At 62.0% G+C, this 14,555-nt stretch carries 11 protein-coding genes; 3 read left to right on the top strand and 8 right to left on the bottom strand.

Going from position 1 to position 14,555, the window contains the following annotated elements; genetic code table 11:
- Positions 1–35 precede the first annotated feature (35 nt).
- Positions 36–968 (bottom strand): LysR family transcriptional regulator, encoded by a 933-nt coding sequence (locus tag ACQKKX_RS05085; protein WP_427569382.1) that lies wholly within the window; start codon positions 966–968, stop codon positions 36–38.
- Positions 969–1,147: 179 nt separating this feature from the next.
- Between ACQKKX_RS05085 and ACQKKX_RS05080 the strand changes: the two genes are divergently transcribed.
- The 3 genes from ACQKKX_RS05080 to fhuB are packed head-to-tail and all read left to right on the top strand — an operon-like array spanning position 1,148 to position 6,150.
- Positions 1,148–3,277, top strand: a complete 2,130-nt coding sequence (locus tag ACQKKX_RS05080) for a TonB-dependent siderophore receptor (protein WP_427569381.1) — start codon at positions 1,148–1,150, stop codon at positions 3,275–3,277.
- A 6-nt stretch (positions 3,278–3,283) separates the two neighbouring features.
- Positions 3,284–4,192 (top strand): ABC transporter substrate-binding protein, encoded by a 909-nt coding sequence (locus tag ACQKKX_RS05075; protein WP_427569380.1) that lies wholly within the window; start codon positions 3,284–3,286, stop codon positions 4,190–4,192.
- Positions 4,189–6,150: a Fe(3+)-hydroxamate ABC transporter permease FhuB gene (gene fhuB / locus ACQKKX_RS05070; protein ID WP_427569379.1), complete on the top strand. Its 1,962-nt coding sequence runs from the start codon at positions 4,189–4,191 to the stop codon at positions 6,148–6,150. Before ACQKKX_RS05075 ends, fhuB begins: the two co-directional genes overlap by 4 nt.
- A gap of 140 nt (positions 6,151–6,290) precedes the next feature.
- Here fhuB and ACQKKX_RS05065 read toward each other — a convergent pair whose 3' ends face one another.
- The 7 genes from ACQKKX_RS05065 to ACQKKX_RS05035 all read right to left on the bottom strand — a co-directional run bounded on the left by ACQKKX_RS05065 (position 6,291) and on the right by ACQKKX_RS05035 (position 14,554).
- Positions 6,291–7,319, bottom strand: a complete 1,029-nt coding sequence (locus ACQKKX_RS05065) for a sensor histidine kinase (RefSeq protein WP_427569378.1) — start codon at positions 7,317–7,319, stop codon at positions 6,291–6,293.
- The gene (locus ACQKKX_RS05060) at positions 7,309–7,764 is read right to left on the bottom strand and encodes a response regulator (protein WP_427569377.1); all 456 of its coding nucleotides are present in this window, start codon (positions 7,762–7,764) and stop codon (positions 7,309–7,311) included. Before ACQKKX_RS05060 ends, ACQKKX_RS05065 begins: the two co-directional genes overlap by 11 nt.
- A complete protein-coding gene (locus ACQKKX_RS05055; RefSeq protein ID WP_427569376.1) occupies positions 7,757–10,015 on the bottom strand; it encodes an ATP-binding protein in 2,259 nt (752 codons plus the stop codon). Before ACQKKX_RS05055 ends, ACQKKX_RS05060 begins: the two co-directional genes overlap by 8 nt.
- Positions 10,016–10,317: 302 nt before the next feature.
- Positions 10,318–12,138, bottom strand: coding sequence for a methyl-accepting chemotaxis protein (locus ACQKKX_RS05050; protein WP_427569375.1), 1,821 nt, complete (start codon positions 12,136–12,138; stop codon positions 10,318–10,320).
- A gap of 313 nt (positions 12,139–12,451) precedes the next feature.
- Positions 12,452–12,865, bottom strand: coding sequence for a response regulator (locus ACQKKX_RS05045; protein WP_427569374.1), 414 nt, complete (start codon positions 12,863–12,865; stop codon positions 12,452–12,454).
- Positions 12,866–12,943: 78 nt separating this feature from the next.
- On the bottom strand, positions 12,944–13,744 hold the full coding sequence (locus tag ACQKKX_RS05040) for a potassium channel family protein (protein WP_427569373.1): 801 nt from the start codon (positions 13,742–13,744) through the stop codon (positions 12,944–12,946).
- A 51-nt stretch (positions 13,745–13,795) separates the two neighbouring features.
- Complete coding sequence (locus tag ACQKKX_RS05035; RefSeq protein WP_427569371.1) at positions 13,796–14,554, bottom strand: FadR/GntR family transcriptional regulator; 759 nt, start codon at positions 14,552–14,554, stop codon at positions 13,796–13,798.
- Position 14,555 lies beyond the last annotated feature (1 nt).

Genomic DNA, 14,555 nt, shown 5'->3' with positions numbered 1-14,555 from the left:
GGACGTCCCCCGTTGCGCGCTGCCGGCAGAACCTCCTATGTCTTGCGCGGTGCGTATTTTGCACGCTGATGCGCCACAAAGGCACGCACGGCGGGGGAACTCTCGGTTTTGCGGTAGGCGATGGCGAGGTCCGAAGTTACTGGATTGCGCACCAGCCGCAGATAACGAACGCCCGGCAGTTGCAGGCAGGACAGCGATTGCGGCCCGATCGCCGCGCCGAGACCGACCGCCACCATGCTGGCAATCGTCGTGAAATCGCGGCCCGTCGGCGTGATTGTCGGCTCGAACCCGGCGGCCTGGCAGGCGGCGAGCGTGTTGCAATGAAAGCCGACATCCGCGGGCTGTCGCGGCGTGATGAAGGTTTCCGTCGATAGCGCGGAGAGGTCCACTTCCTCGACCGAGGCAAGCGGATGGTCCTGCGCAAGCGCGATTACCAAGGGTTCCCTCAGCACGGTCATCGTGGTGACGCCAGCCGGCACAGCGACCGGCGGGCGGATATAGCCGAAATCCAGCTCTCCTTGCGCGATACGTGTCAGTTGCATGCGCATTTCCGTCTCGACCAGATGCATTTCGATATCGGGAAAGTCGGCACGGAACGAGGATAGCGATTCTGTTAGGACGCCCGAATAGGCGACGGAGGCGACGTAGCCGATCGAGATGCGGCCTGTCTGGCCACGTCCGACCCGCCGCAGTTGCAAAAGCGTGGCATCCGTCTGGGCGACGATCTTGCGCGCCTCATCGAACAGCACCTGGCCCGACAGGGTCAGATGCACCGACCGCTTCGCCCGGTCGAGCAGCGGCAAACCGACCAGCGTTTCCAGATTGCGGATCTGCTGGCTCAGACCGGGCTGCGCGATCCCCAGCCGCAAGGCGGCGCGTTCGAAATTCTTCTCCTCTACCAGCGCAATGAAATAGCGAAGATGACGCAATTCGAACTGCGTTGCGCGAGGTGTGCGGGGAGCGGCCATTGAGATACTCGAAATAATTCACGCTTATGCAGCTTTGCCGGTTTCATAACTGATAGTTCTGAAAAATCCATGCGGCAATTATTGGCGAGGGAAAATGATCCGCTGTAAAGGTGAGCCGGAAAGTCCAGATTAATGTCCGGGCGCGATGGCGCTTGCGGAAAACTGAGCGGGGGCGCCTTATGATCCTGTCGAGATACTACGTCATGCTGACCGCCTCCGTCACTTTCGCCTTTTGCCTCGGCACGTGGCAAGCGGTTGCACAGGATGCGGACGGCTCGACGATGCTGGCGCCGATCGTCGTTACCGGCAATGGGGACGATCCCAAGGGGCCTGTCAAAGGCTATGTCGCCAAATCCAGTTCCACCGCGTCCAAGACCGGTACGCCGCTTATCGAAACACAGCAGTCGGTATCGGTTGTCACCCGCGACCAGATCGAGGCCCAGAATGCGCAGACGCTGGGCGAAGTGCTTGAATACACACCCGGTGTGGTAGGCCAGCCTTACGGTGCGGATCCGCGCTTCGATTCTCCGAGCATTCGCGGTTTCGATGGGCGCCAGTCGCAGTTTCTCAACGGCCTGCGGATGATGCGCACCGCCGGTGCGCCGGCGGTCGAGACCTACGGGCTTGAACGGGTCGAAGTCCTGCGCGGCCCGGCCTCGGTCATGTACGGCCAGGGCAATCCCGGCGGCATGACCAACATGATCAGCAAGCGGCCAACATTCGAGACCTTCGGCGAAATCGGCGTGCAGGCCGGAAGCTATGATTATCACGGCGCGTTTTTCGATTTCGGGGGCACTGTCGCTGACAGTGATACCCTTGCCTATCGACTGACAGGCATGGGTCGCAAATCCGGCGAGCAGACGGATTTTCTCGATGACGACCGGTACTTCATCGCGCCGGCCCTGACCTTTAAGCCCGATGAAGACACGTCGCTGACAATCCTGACGAGCTTGCAGCACGACAATCCCAGCACGCCCTCCGGCCTCCCGCCATCGCTAACCCTCAATGCGACCAGCTTCCGGTTGCCACGCGACTTCTATGTCGGCGACAGGGGTTTTGACCGATCCAGCCGCACGCTGGCCAATCTCGGCTACGAGTTCGAACACCGTTTCGACGAAACCTTCACCTTCCGGCAGAATTTTCGCTATTCGCGGTTCGACTGGGATTACCAGGCCGTCAGCCTGTCCTCTCTGAATGGTGGCATGCTCAACCCGCGTACGTTGCGGCGCACGACACTGTTTCAGGGCGAACATCTGAACACGTACAATATGGACAACCAGCTCCAGGCCGATCTTGCCACGGGCGCGCTGGAGCACAGGATCCTGTTCGGTCTCGATACGCGCTATTTCGACAACAATACCCGCTCCGATTTCGGCACCGCGCCCGGCCTGGACATCTTCGCGCCCGACTACGACCAAAATTTCGTCAGTACGCTGACCTCGTCCTCGGATATAAGGTCCGACCTTACCCAGATCGGTCTCTATGCCCAGGACGAGATCCGTCTCGACAACTGGCGCGCCACGGTCGCCCTGCGCCAGGACTGGGCACGCACAAAAAGCGCGTCCACCAATCTGGCCGGCTTGACCACCCGCTATGACCAGCGCGACAGTAAGCTGACCGGCCGTGCCGGGCTGAGCTATCTCTTCGACAACGGCATTGCGCCCTATGTCAGTTACGCCACTTCGTTCGAGCCGGTCGCGCCTATCCGCCGAAGCGCAGCCGTGACCGTGCCGGGCGAACCGACCACAGGGGAACAGGTCGAGGCAGGCGTAAAATACCAGCCGGAAGGGTTCGACGGCTTCTTCAGCGCCGCGATCTACGATCTGAAACAGAAGAATGTCGTGCGCACCGTCGCCACCAATGTGCAGGAGCAGATTGGTGAAGTTCACGTCAGGGGCCTGGAGCTGGAGGGCGTCGCAAGCCTTGCCGAAGGGCTCGACCTGCGTGCCGCCTATACCTACATGGACGCCAGAGTGTCAGATACCGGCCTGCGTCCGGAAACGGTACCCGACAACACGGCCAGTCTGTGGCTCAACTATACAGTGCAGGAAGGCACGGCGCTTGAGGGGCTGGGCATCGGCGGTGGCATGCGATATGTCGGAAGCCGCTACGGAAACGCTGCCAACACATTCAAGATGGATGGGAATATCCTCTTCGATGCGGCCCTCAGCTACCGGCGCAACGGCTACAAGGCTTCGCTCAACATTCAGAACATCGCCGACGAAACCTATCTGTCCAATTGCGGCACATTCGGTTGCTATTACGGCGAAGGAAGATCTGTTATGTGGAAGCTGAGCTTCACCTGGTAAGTCTGAATGGCATTTCAATCGAAGGTCCCGGCGCTACGCCGTCGAGACGCACTTGCGGGTATGGCGGCCTTCCTGTTGGCCGCCCCCGCGACGACGGCAGGCGCCGAGCGGCAAGCCCTGCGTATCGCGGCCGTCGACTGGGCCATGCTGGAAACATCGGTCGCGCTTGGCGTCATGCCGGTGGCGGCGACCGAACTCATCCAGTTTCGCACCGACGCCGTCGAGCCGGCCATTCCGCAAACGGTGATCGATCTTGGCCTGCGCGGCTCGGTCAATCTGGAACTTCTGCATCTGGTCAAACCCGACCTGATCCTGATTTCGCCCTTCTACACCCGCCACGAGGCGGCCCTGTCGGCGATCGCGCCGACCCTGTCGCTGCCTTTCTACATTCGCGGCGAACCGCCGTTCGAGAAGGCGCTTGCCGCGCTCAGGGTGCTCGGGGAGCGTCTGGGCCGACAGGAACAGGCATCCCGTGCGCAGGCCGAGAGCCTGGACAGGCTCGAAACGCTGCGCCTAGGTCTCGGCCGTTTCGCCGATCGCCCCACCTATCTCGTCAATATCGGCGATGCCCGGCATGTGCGCATCTTCGGCACCGACAGCATGTTCGGCGATGTCCTGTCGCGGCTCGGCATGCGCAATGCCTGGAACGACCGTTCGCGTTTCACTTTTGCTGCACCCGTGCCGATCGAACAGCTGGCTGCCGAGCCCGAGGCGCGCATCGTCATCATTTCCGACATTCCGGCCCAGTCACGCCGCGATCTTCGCAACAGCCGGATCTGGAACAGTCTGGCGCCGGTGCGGGAAGGCCGCTTGCTGCAACTGGGCAATATCGGCCCCTATGGCGGCGTGATCGCCGGCATGCGCTTTGCCCGCCTGTTTTCTCAGGCCTTGCAGGCGGGGGCCGCCGACAAATGAAACATGCCATCCGTCTGTTGCCTGCCATCGCCATTCTGGCCGGCGTCATCCTGTTCGCGCATGAGGCACAGCGTCTGGTCGAGCCTCTACGCTGGTTGCCTGTCCTGACGGACGGCGCCACATCCATGAACGAGATCATTCTTCTTTACGGCATCTTTCCGCGCGCGGCGGTGGCACTTGTCGCTGGCGCTGCACTGGGGCTGTCCGGTGCGCTTCTGCAGCAATTGCTGCGCAACCCGATCGCCGACCCTTCCACTCTTGGCATCTCTGCCGGCGCGCAACTCGCCATCGTCGTCGCCACCCTGTTTTATCCCGATCTGCTGGATGGCAACCGCACATTGGTCGCCCTGCTTGGTGCGGCTGTCGCGGCCGTTATCGTGTTTGCACTTGCCGCCCGCCGCGGCTTCGAGCCGGTGACCATGGTTGTCTGCGGGCTTCTGGTCGGCGTCACCGCCGCCGCCTTTTCCGCCGCCCTCACACTCGCGCAGGGGGAATACCTGATGTCGCTGGTGACCTGGAATGGCGGCTCACTCAGTCAGCAGGACTGGTCGGTATTCCAATCCCTGGCGGTCGAATTCGTTGTCCTGGCTGTGCTGGCAGCCCTGCTGATGCGGCCGCTTCTGCTGCTTGCGCTGGGCGATGCCGGTGCGCGCGGGCTCGGGGTCAACCTGGCAGGTATCCGCCTTGCGGTTGCCACGGTTGCGACCGCGCTTGCCGGCTTCGTCGCAGCGGCTGTCGGCCTCGTCAGCTTCGTGGGCCTTGCCGCTCCGGCGCTGGTGCGGGGGCTCGGCATCAGGCGCCCCGCCGTCGTGGTGGCATTGTCGCCTTTGGCCGGTGGGCTGCTTCTCTTTCTATGTGACGGCCTCGTCCAATATGTTGCAAGCAGCGCCGGCGAGACCTTTCCGACGGGGGCGTTGACAGCCCTGATCGGTGGCCCCTTGTTATTGTGGCTTTTGCCGCGCGTGCGCACGACGGCACTCCACGAGCGGCCGGCCCTGATCGTCCGCCCCGTCCGCTTCCATCGCGGACTGCCGCTGTTTGCGCTCGCAGGCGCGGTCGTCCTTTTTCTGGCTTTCGTGATTGCCCGCGACGGTCTCGGATGGGTGCTGCTGGCGCCGGCACAGATCGCCGATCTCGCGCCGCTGCGCTGGCCGCGCCTCGTCGCGGCATCGGCTGCCGGGGGGCTGCTTGCGCTGACCGGCGCCATCCTGCAGCGCATGACCGGAAACGCCATGGCAAGCCCGGAGGTGATCGGCGTCAGCGGCGGCGCCGGTCTGGGCTTTGCCGCGGCGCTGAGTCTTTTGCCAGCCGGCGGTGCGATCACCCAGCTGGGCGGTGCCGCCGTCGGCGCGCTGATCGTCATGACGCTGGTATTGGTCTTTGCCGGTCGCCGTCACCTACCGGCAGACAAGCTCCTGCTTTGCGGTATCGCCATCGGCTCATTGAGTTCCTCGGTTCTGGCTGCCTTGATGGCAATCGGCGACCAGCGCTCCTGGCAGATCCTCGCCTGGCTCGGCGGCTCGGCCGCCACGGCAACAGCTCAGACGGCGCTTTTGCTAACGGCGGTCGCTGTGGTCGGCCTGCTGGTCTCGATGTTCCTGACCCGCTGGCTCGCGGTCCTGCCGCTGGGAGCGCCGGTCGCCCATGCGCTCGGACTTTCCGTTCCGTTAAGCCGCGTTGTGCTTCTCATCATCTGCGGCCTTGCCACAGGCGCAGCATCGCTGCTCGTCGGTCCGCTCAGTTTCGTCGGGCTTATTGCTCCGCATATCGCGCTGCGCGCCGGTTTCGTGCGCGCGGGCGACCATCTCGCCGCCTCATTCCTGCTCGGCGCAGTTCTGATGGCCTTTGCGGATTTCGGCGCCCGGACCGCGACCTTTCCTTATGAACTGCCGCTCGGCCTCTTCGCGGCCATCATCGGCGCACCCTATCTGATCTGGTTGGTCGCCCGGGCACGATGATGCGGTACAGATCTCCACCGTGGGACGGACGCCTTCACCGGTCGTGCCCGTGCTGAAAAGCAGGCGATCACCGCGACATGATCACGCCTGGAAGGGGCAGCAGCGCTAGCCGAAGCTCACGGTTCAGTGCCCCGGTCCCTTCAACTGATGATGTTCTCGTCGCCCTGCGACAAGGGAAACCGGATGTCGCAGGTCAGCCCGGTCCGGCCATAGTCCAGCACCGTCTTGCCGCGCAATTCGTAGCGGATGCTGCGCTGGATCAGGGTCGTGCCAAACCCGTCTTCGTTGGGCTGCTCGACGGCAGGTCCGTCGACTTCACGCCAGCGCAAGGCAAGCCACGGTTCCCCGTCCACCTCTTCGCGCGTCCACTCGATCGCCACGCGCCCGTCGGCATGAGAGAGCGCGCCATATTTTATCGCATTGGTCATGAGTTCGTTGAAGACGAGGCTCAGCGCCAGCGCGGCTTTCGGGTCGAGGTGGATCACCGGCCCGGCGTTGATCTTGAAGCGGTCGGCCTGTCCGTGCGGTGCAATGGTGCGCTCCAGAACCTGTAGCAGTTCGGCGTCCGTCCAGTTGCTTTCAAACAGCAATGCATGCGCATCCGCCATGGCGCGCAGCCGCCCGCCGAGGTTCTCCACGTAGCTTTCCACCGTGCCGCTGTTGCGCGCAGTGCGTCGCACGATGGACATCACCATCGCCATCGTGTTTTTCACCCGGTGGCTGAGCTCGCGAACAAGCAGTTCCTTCTGGTGTTCCGCGCGGCGGCGCTCGGTACGCTCGCGTGCTTCGGCAAGCGCCCGTTCGACGGCTGCCGGCAGGCGGATGAGCCGCTGCTTGAGCACATAATCTGTCGCGCCGCGGCGAAAGGACTCGATCGCCACTTCCTCGCCCAGCACGCCGGATACGAAGATGAACGGCACGTCCGGCACCTGTGCCGCGGCCAGTTCCAGCGCCGACATGCCGTCGAAATCCGGCAGCGAAAAATCGGCCAGGATGACGTCGAAATCGCGTTCGCCCAGTGCCTTTACATAGGCGGCCCTCGACGAGGCCCGGCGAATTTCCGGTACCGGCGAAATTCTTTCCAGATGTTCCGCAATCAGCTCGGCGTCGAGCGGGCTGTCCTCAAGTAGAAGAATGCGTGGGCGCGCAGGCGCATGATCAAGTGGCATTGCGTCCAAATCCCGGTGGTGGTTCGTTGAGAATGGCCCAGAACACGCCGAGGTTTCGAATAGCCTGGAAGAACTCGCTGAACTCCACAGGCTTTACCACAAAAGCGTTGACGCCGAGTTCATAGGACCGAACAAGGTCCTGCTCTTCTCGCGAGGAGGTCAGCATCACCACAGGGATATGGCGAAGACTTTCGTCCTTCTTGATCCGTTCGAGCACTTCCAGCCCGTCGATCTTGGGCAGCTTCAGGTCGAGCAGGACGACGGTCGGGTTGCCGCCCTCTGCACCGGCATGGGCGCCTGCGCCCAAGAGATAGTCCATCGCCTCGGCGCCATCGCGGGCAATGACGATCTCGTTGGCCAGCTGGCATTTCTCCAGTGCCGCCAGGGTCAGTTCCAGATCGCGAGGGTTGTCTTCGACGAGCAGTATCGGACGCAATTCAGGCAAGGATCTTTCCTTTCCCCTGCTTGGGCAGGGTAAACACGAAGGTTGCGCCTTTGCCGACATCCCCTTCTCCATGGATAATTCCATGGTGTCGTTCGATGATTCGCCGCACGAGGGCAAGGCCAATACCCGTTCCCTCGAAATCCTCGGCCCGCTGCAGGCGCTGGAAAACGCCGAAAAGCTTGTCGACATAGGCCATGTCGAAACCCACACCGTTGTCGCTTACCGAGTAGGTCGTGCGTTCTTCGTCGCCGCTGCCGGTCACCGCGATGCGCGCGGGCGCGCGGGGCCGGGAATATTTGACCGCGTTTTCGATGAGGTTGAACCATACCTGCCGCAGCAGCGTGGCATCGCCCCATGCGACGGGAAGCGGATCGATCGACCAGTCGATGTCGCGGCCCGGGTTTGCCATCACGACGCTGTGCACCACTTCGGCCACAAGCTTGTCCATGTCCACCATCTTGTGGGCGATCGCGGCACGACCCAGCTGGGAAAAATTGAGAAGATCATCGACCAGCCGCCCGGCGGAAACGGCCGCATCCGAAATCGTTTGCAGATAGTGCCGCGATTTTTCGTCCAGCGTTGCCTCCCGCTCGCGCAGCAATTGGGCGAAACCGACGATGTGACGAAACGGCGCGCGCAGATCGTGCGATACGGAATAGGAGAAGGCTTCCAGTTCCTTGTTGGACCGCTGCAGCTCGCCGCTCAGCTGCGCCAGTTCCTCGGCCTTGCGCAGGACGATGCCGACAATGGCCGCGCGCAGTTCACGGGCGGCGCCGATTTCCGCATCCGCCCAGGGCACGGAGTGCAACCGCACCTCGTTGCTCCAGCGTTCGAAGGAAGCGCGAGGATGGATGTGACCCTGCTCGCGCACGATCTTATGCGGGTTGCCGCCCCATTCGACCGTGCTGAGCACTTCCGGCCGGAACCAGATCAACCAGCTTTCATGCAGTTCGGAAATGCGGATGGCAATGATACCGCTGGCATCGGCGGCAAACGCCTTGGCCGCCGGCATCTCCATGGGCAGCGCGTTGGTGACGACCACTTCGGCGTCCGGTGTGCGCCCAAGCCAGGTGATGATCCCAGCGATCTGGTCGCGCGTCGGGGTAGTGCCGACGCAGTGGCATTCTCCGCCCGCCACAATCGCCGCGCCGGATGCCTGAACCTGTGCCAGAAGGTCCTCGCGGCTGGAAATCAGCCCGTCCAGCCAGTAGGGGCTGGCGCTCATGGCGCTGAGAAGCCGGCCATGCACGCGCGCCAGCACGATGCCGTGGGCCGCTTCATCGGCATGTTGCTGCGCGGCGATGCGCATGGCGAGCGTCTGGACGATGAAGTCGCAGGCTTCCCGCGTCACCACCGGCACCACGTGCGGGGCGTGGCTATGGCAGGCAATCAGCCCCCATAACCGCCCGTCCACCATGATCGAGACCGACATGGAGGCGGCCGTACCCATGTTGCGCATATATTCCAGATGGATGGGCGAGACGCTGCGCAGTTGCGCCGCACTCATGTCGAGCGTCGAACCGGTCTGCGGGTTGACTGCGGGTTCCAGCATGACCGGCCGGTAGTTAACGTCGGGAATGATGCGCACCCGGTTGGAGGCATAAAGAGCGCGCGCTTGCGCGGGAATGTCTCCGGCCGGGAAGCGCAGGTCCATGTAGGAGGGTAGCCGTCCGTTTCCGGCCTCGGCCACGACATGGCCGTTCCAGTCCTTGTCGAAGCGGTAGGTCAGAACCCGGTCGAAACCCGTCAGCTGAGCGATGAGCCGAACCGTGGTCGACAGCGCGCCGGCCAGGTCCGGCTGACCTGCCAGCTGCTGCGCGAAACCCCGCAGTCTCAGGAACACCTGATCGGCGGCAGCGCTGGGCGATGCCTCGACCTCGGCAACGATCATCGCGTCAACACGATGGAATACGAAGCTGAAATCATCCGCCTGCAACTGCAGTTGCGGTTCTTCCGATGCATACCATGCGAGAATGTCTTCCCGGTACCGGCCGACGGGACCTTCGACGGCAACACCCCTTTCGACGGGATGGCCGAGGAAGTCGCTCGCGTTGGCGCTGACCTGCAGCACCACAAGATCGGTGGCACGCAGAACGATCATCGCGCCATGCGGCTGAATGGCTCCGGGAATATGGATCGGTTCCTGCGCACAGGTCTCAAGGTCAAGATCCGGCAGGGTCACGTCGATACTCCAAGGCTTGCACTGGTCTGTCTGGCGGATGCCGCCGCTGTCCATTGTCTGGTCCAACATAGGCATGCTGCAGCTGATGTAAACGCCTTCGCGCTAAATGACGCGGGCTACAATAGGTTCCAGCCTAACGGGCGCGCATCATCCGCAATCATGGCGAGCCATGTTTGATGGCAGGTCAGACGTGTGCGGGCCGGTGATTTCCAGTGCAGTCGAATGCCATGCCAGCCCGGGGACCTATAAGCTCACACGCCACGGTGCGGACCGCGAACGGAGGAGTCTGAAAAGACGACAGCGGTGCGAACGAAAACACCCGCAAATGGAAAGGGCGCATTTCCCTGCGCCCTTCATCTCTTTGCCCTCAGTCAGAATTCTTCCCAGTTGCGAGGCGCCAGCGCGGCATTGCCGTGGAAGCCCGGCGCGGCCGCTGCGCGCCCGGTCACAGCCGGGGCAGGGGCTGCTGCCTTCCGTGCAGGCGTCGGTGCTGTCGAGGAGGCGGCTCCGGTCGCCATGGCCGCTTCGACCCGCCGTTGCTGACCATGTACGGCGTTGCCGACATTGAACTGGGCAATGAGCTTGAACAGTTCCTCTGCCTCGGCGGCCAGCGCCTGGCTTGCGGCCTTCGACTGCTCCACCATGGCGGCATTCTGCTGGGTGCCCTGGTCGATCGTGTTCACAGCCCTGTTGATCTCCGCCAGTCCGTTCGACTGCTCGCGGGCACTTTCCACGATCGCGATGACGTTGCCGCTGATCTGCTGAACCTGCGAGACGATCTGGCCGAGCGCCGTCCCGGTACGATCAACCAGCGTCACGCCTTCCGTCACCTGGGCCGCCGATGCGGTGATCAGCGCCTTGATTTCCTTTGCGGCCTTGGCCGAACGTTGCGCCAGTTCGCGCACTTCCTGGGCAACGACCGCAAATCCCTTGCCGGCCTCGCCGGCGCGGGCTGCTTCAACGCCGGCATTGAGGGCCAAAAGGTTGGTCTGGAATGCGATCTCGTCGATCACGCTGATGATGCTGGAAATCTCGCGCGACGAATTCTCGATCGCGCCCATGGCGGAAATTGCCTCGCGTACCACGACGCCGGATTGCTCCGCATGACTGCGGGTGGCCTCGACCAGTTGTCCGGCCTCCTGCGCGCGGCGACTGCTATCGGCAACGGTCGTGGTGATCTCCTCGAGCGCGGCGGCGGTTTCCTCCACCGATGCAGCCTGCTCGTCGGTCCGCTTCGACAGGTCGTTGGAGGCGCTGCGCACCTCGGCGGAGGCTGCGGCGATGCCGCTGGCATTGCGGGCAACGGTCGTCATGGCATCGCGCAAACGTTCCACCGTCCGGTTGAAATCGACACGCAGACGTTCGAGCGAAGGAATGAACGGTTTTTCGACGCTGCTGGTCAGGTCGCCGGCCGCCAGATGAGTGAGACTGTCTGCGAGAGTTTCGACATTATCCACCCGGTCGGTAATGTCGGTTGCGAATTTCACGACCTTGAAGACCTTGCCGTTCATATCGAAGATCGGGTTGTAGGAGGCCTGGATGTGAACGACGCGCCCGCCCTTGCCGTAGCGCGTGAATTCCGCCGCGGCAAATTCGCCGGCCTGCAGGCTTTTCCAGAGGTTCCTGTAATCCTCGGTCAGCGCATAGGCCTTGTCGCAGAACATCGAATGGTGCTGACCGACGATTTCGCTCAACTGATAACCGACCGTCTTAAGGAAATTCTCGTTGGCGCTCAATATCCGGCCATCGGGCGTGAACTCGATCATGGCCTGGGCACGCGACACGGCAGCGATCTTGCCGGCATCGTCGGCCGCCTTTAGCTTGGCCTCTGTGATATCGGTGGCGAACTTTACGACCTTGTAGACCTTGCCGCCGCGAAACACCGGGTTATAGGAGGCCTCGATCCACACCTCGCGGCCGCCCTTGCCGATCCGCTTGTACTGGCGGCGGTCGAATTCGCCACGGCCAAGGGCTGCCCAGAACTGCCGGTACTCCTCGCTTCCCGCTTCTTCCGGCGCCACGAAAAGCTTGTGGTGCTGGCCGATGATCTCGGAGGCTGCATAACCCAATGCGGCGCAGAAGTTTTCGTTCGCGGCAAGCACGCGCCCGCTGGGATCGAATTCGATAATGGCCTGCGAACGGCTCATGGCCTTAAGGATGCGGGTTGCATCGGACGAAAGGGTAAGGGGCATGCTGATCTCCGGAGAACCGTTCCAGCGCGACACAAAATGATCTGATAGCTTATAAGAGAAAAATTTTCGCAACCAGAAGATTAATGGACCGATCTGGGATCTTTAAAGTACAATCTTAAATTTCGACTGGGAACGATATAGACAAAACAGCTTTCGAAGCCGTGAATATCGGACGAGAAAGCGTTTTATATTCGATGCTATTTTAGCGAAATTGTCCTGATCGACCTCATTACCGAAGCCGCAATATAAATACGCACGACATTTCAGGCCAGAGATCGGACGACCTGGAGCGGTTTATGTTCAGAAGGCGGGGTTACCGCGAGGCGGAGGCGAAAACATCGCCCAGAAGGTGGGCGAGCTTTTGCGGGCTCCACGGCTTGGGCAGAAGCGGCAGGCCGGTCAGTTTCTGCTTCAGTTCCGGGAGTTCGGCATAACCGCTGCAGACAATCACCGGCACGTCATTGGCGCGCAGGAATTCAATGACCGGAAAAGACATTTCGCCATGCAGGTTAAGATCGACGACGGCGCCATCGAGATGCATGTCCTTTGCCGCATCGAGCGCCTGGCCCACCCTGCCGAAAGGCCCGGCAACCGCATAACCACGCTCGATCAGAAAATCTTCCATATCCATGGCAAGAAGAAGATCGTCTTCGAGAAGGAGAATGGTGGGTCTTTCGGCGATTTTCGGAACTGTCTGCACTGCCTTTTCCTGCTGGTCGGTCGTCATTGCGTCCGCTTACTTGCGGCGTGCGACGAAGAATTCAAGCGTTTTCATGAATTATCATGAAGACGTGATCGGCGTGGTTTACGAACCCTCATCGGGAATGTTCAGGACCTGGCCGCAGGCCTTGCAGTGAACGGCATCGGCATCGTGGCGCTGCAGCCCGCATTGCGGGCAGGGGAAACGTACCTTGTAGGGCCTCACGACGGCCTGCGCCAATCGCACGAACAGCGAAATCCCGACGATCATGGTGACGACCGAGGTCAATTTTCCAAGCGTGCCGGGAAGGGTAATGTCGCCGAAACCGGTCGTGGTTACCGTCGCGACGGTGAAATAGAGCGCATCGACAAAGCCCTCGCCACCCTGCCGGTTGTAGAAGAAGCTCGTATAGACAAAGCCGGTAATGACGAACAGAAAGACCAGGAAGTTGATGACGGCGCGGATGACATCCTGAAGGTGGCCACAGCCCGCGCGCAGAAGAATGACCCGAAACAGAGCGCTGTTGCTGATTGCCCAAAGCCGCATGATGCGCAAAAAGGCGAAATTGAACAGTGCCTCGGGAAAGAGCAGCGTCGCCAGAATGAAAAGATCGACCCAGGTCATGGGGCGTTTGAGGAAGGTCGCGAACGAAGGCGCCGCAATCGCGCGCGCAAACAGTTCGCCGGCAATCCATACCGCGATCGCGTAATCGATGATGAGATAGGTCGGGCCGGAGCGCAGATAGGGGCCAAGCAGGAAGAATGCGAGGATCGCAAGGTCGATGCACGACAACAGCGCCTGCCAGCGCAGAGCCCACCTGTCGCGGCCCCGCTCGATCCGTTGCAGTTTTGCGCGAAAATGTCGGGAACGGGCTTGCAGGCTGGGGCTGTGGGGTCTCGTGCTCATGCGGCCCAGATAGACAGCTGGCTCATATGGTCAAGATCGTAACGCAGCGGTTCATGCCTCGGCCCGCCGCGTATCGGCGGCCTCGTCCATCGAACCCAGAATCCGGCTTTTGCCCACGTCTATGACATGCTGCATGGCGGCAACCGCTCGGGCCGGATCGCGCGAGGCGATGGCATGGGCGATGCGCAGATGGTTGCTGGCCACTTCGTCGATCTTTTCGGGCGAAGCGGCCGGCGAAGACAGTTGAAAGGAGATTGCCAGCGCCGCTTCGATCAGGGCGCTGGCCGAGCGCATGAACGGGTTGCCGGACATGCGAGCAACCGCCAGGTGGAATTCGAGATCCACCTTGGCAATGGTTTCGGGCGTGTGCGAAAGATCATCGAAGCGCGCGGCGATCGCATAGAGCGCGACGATATCGTCGCTGGTTGCGCGCACGGCCGCTGCCGCTGCTGCTGCCGGCTCCAGCGCGTTGCGCATTTCAGCAATGTAGTCGATGAAAGCATGATCGATGCCCGCTTCACAACGCCAGCCAAGCACGTCGGGATCAAAGAAATTCCAGCTGTCGCGGGGTAGGACACGCGTGCCGACACGCGCCTTCGGTTCGATCAGGCGCTTGGCCGTCAGCGTTTTCATCGCCTCGCGCAGCACGGTGCGCGATACGCTGAAACGGGCGGAAAGCTCGTTGTCGCCGGGAAGGATGGAGCCCTCCGGAATCCTGCCGGAAACGATGGCGCTGCCGAGTTCGGCAACCACATGGGCGTGGCTGCTACGGCGTTTGCGCCCGCTGATCGTCGTTTCCAGTAGTCCCAAG

Origin of the sequence: Neorhizobium sp. NPDC001467, assembly GCF_050275975.1 — a bacterium.
Classification (GTDB): domain Bacteria; phylum Pseudomonadota; class Alphaproteobacteria; order Rhizobiales; family Rhizobiaceae; genus Neorhizobium.
This window is presented reverse-complemented; position numbering and strand designations above follow the sequence as displayed.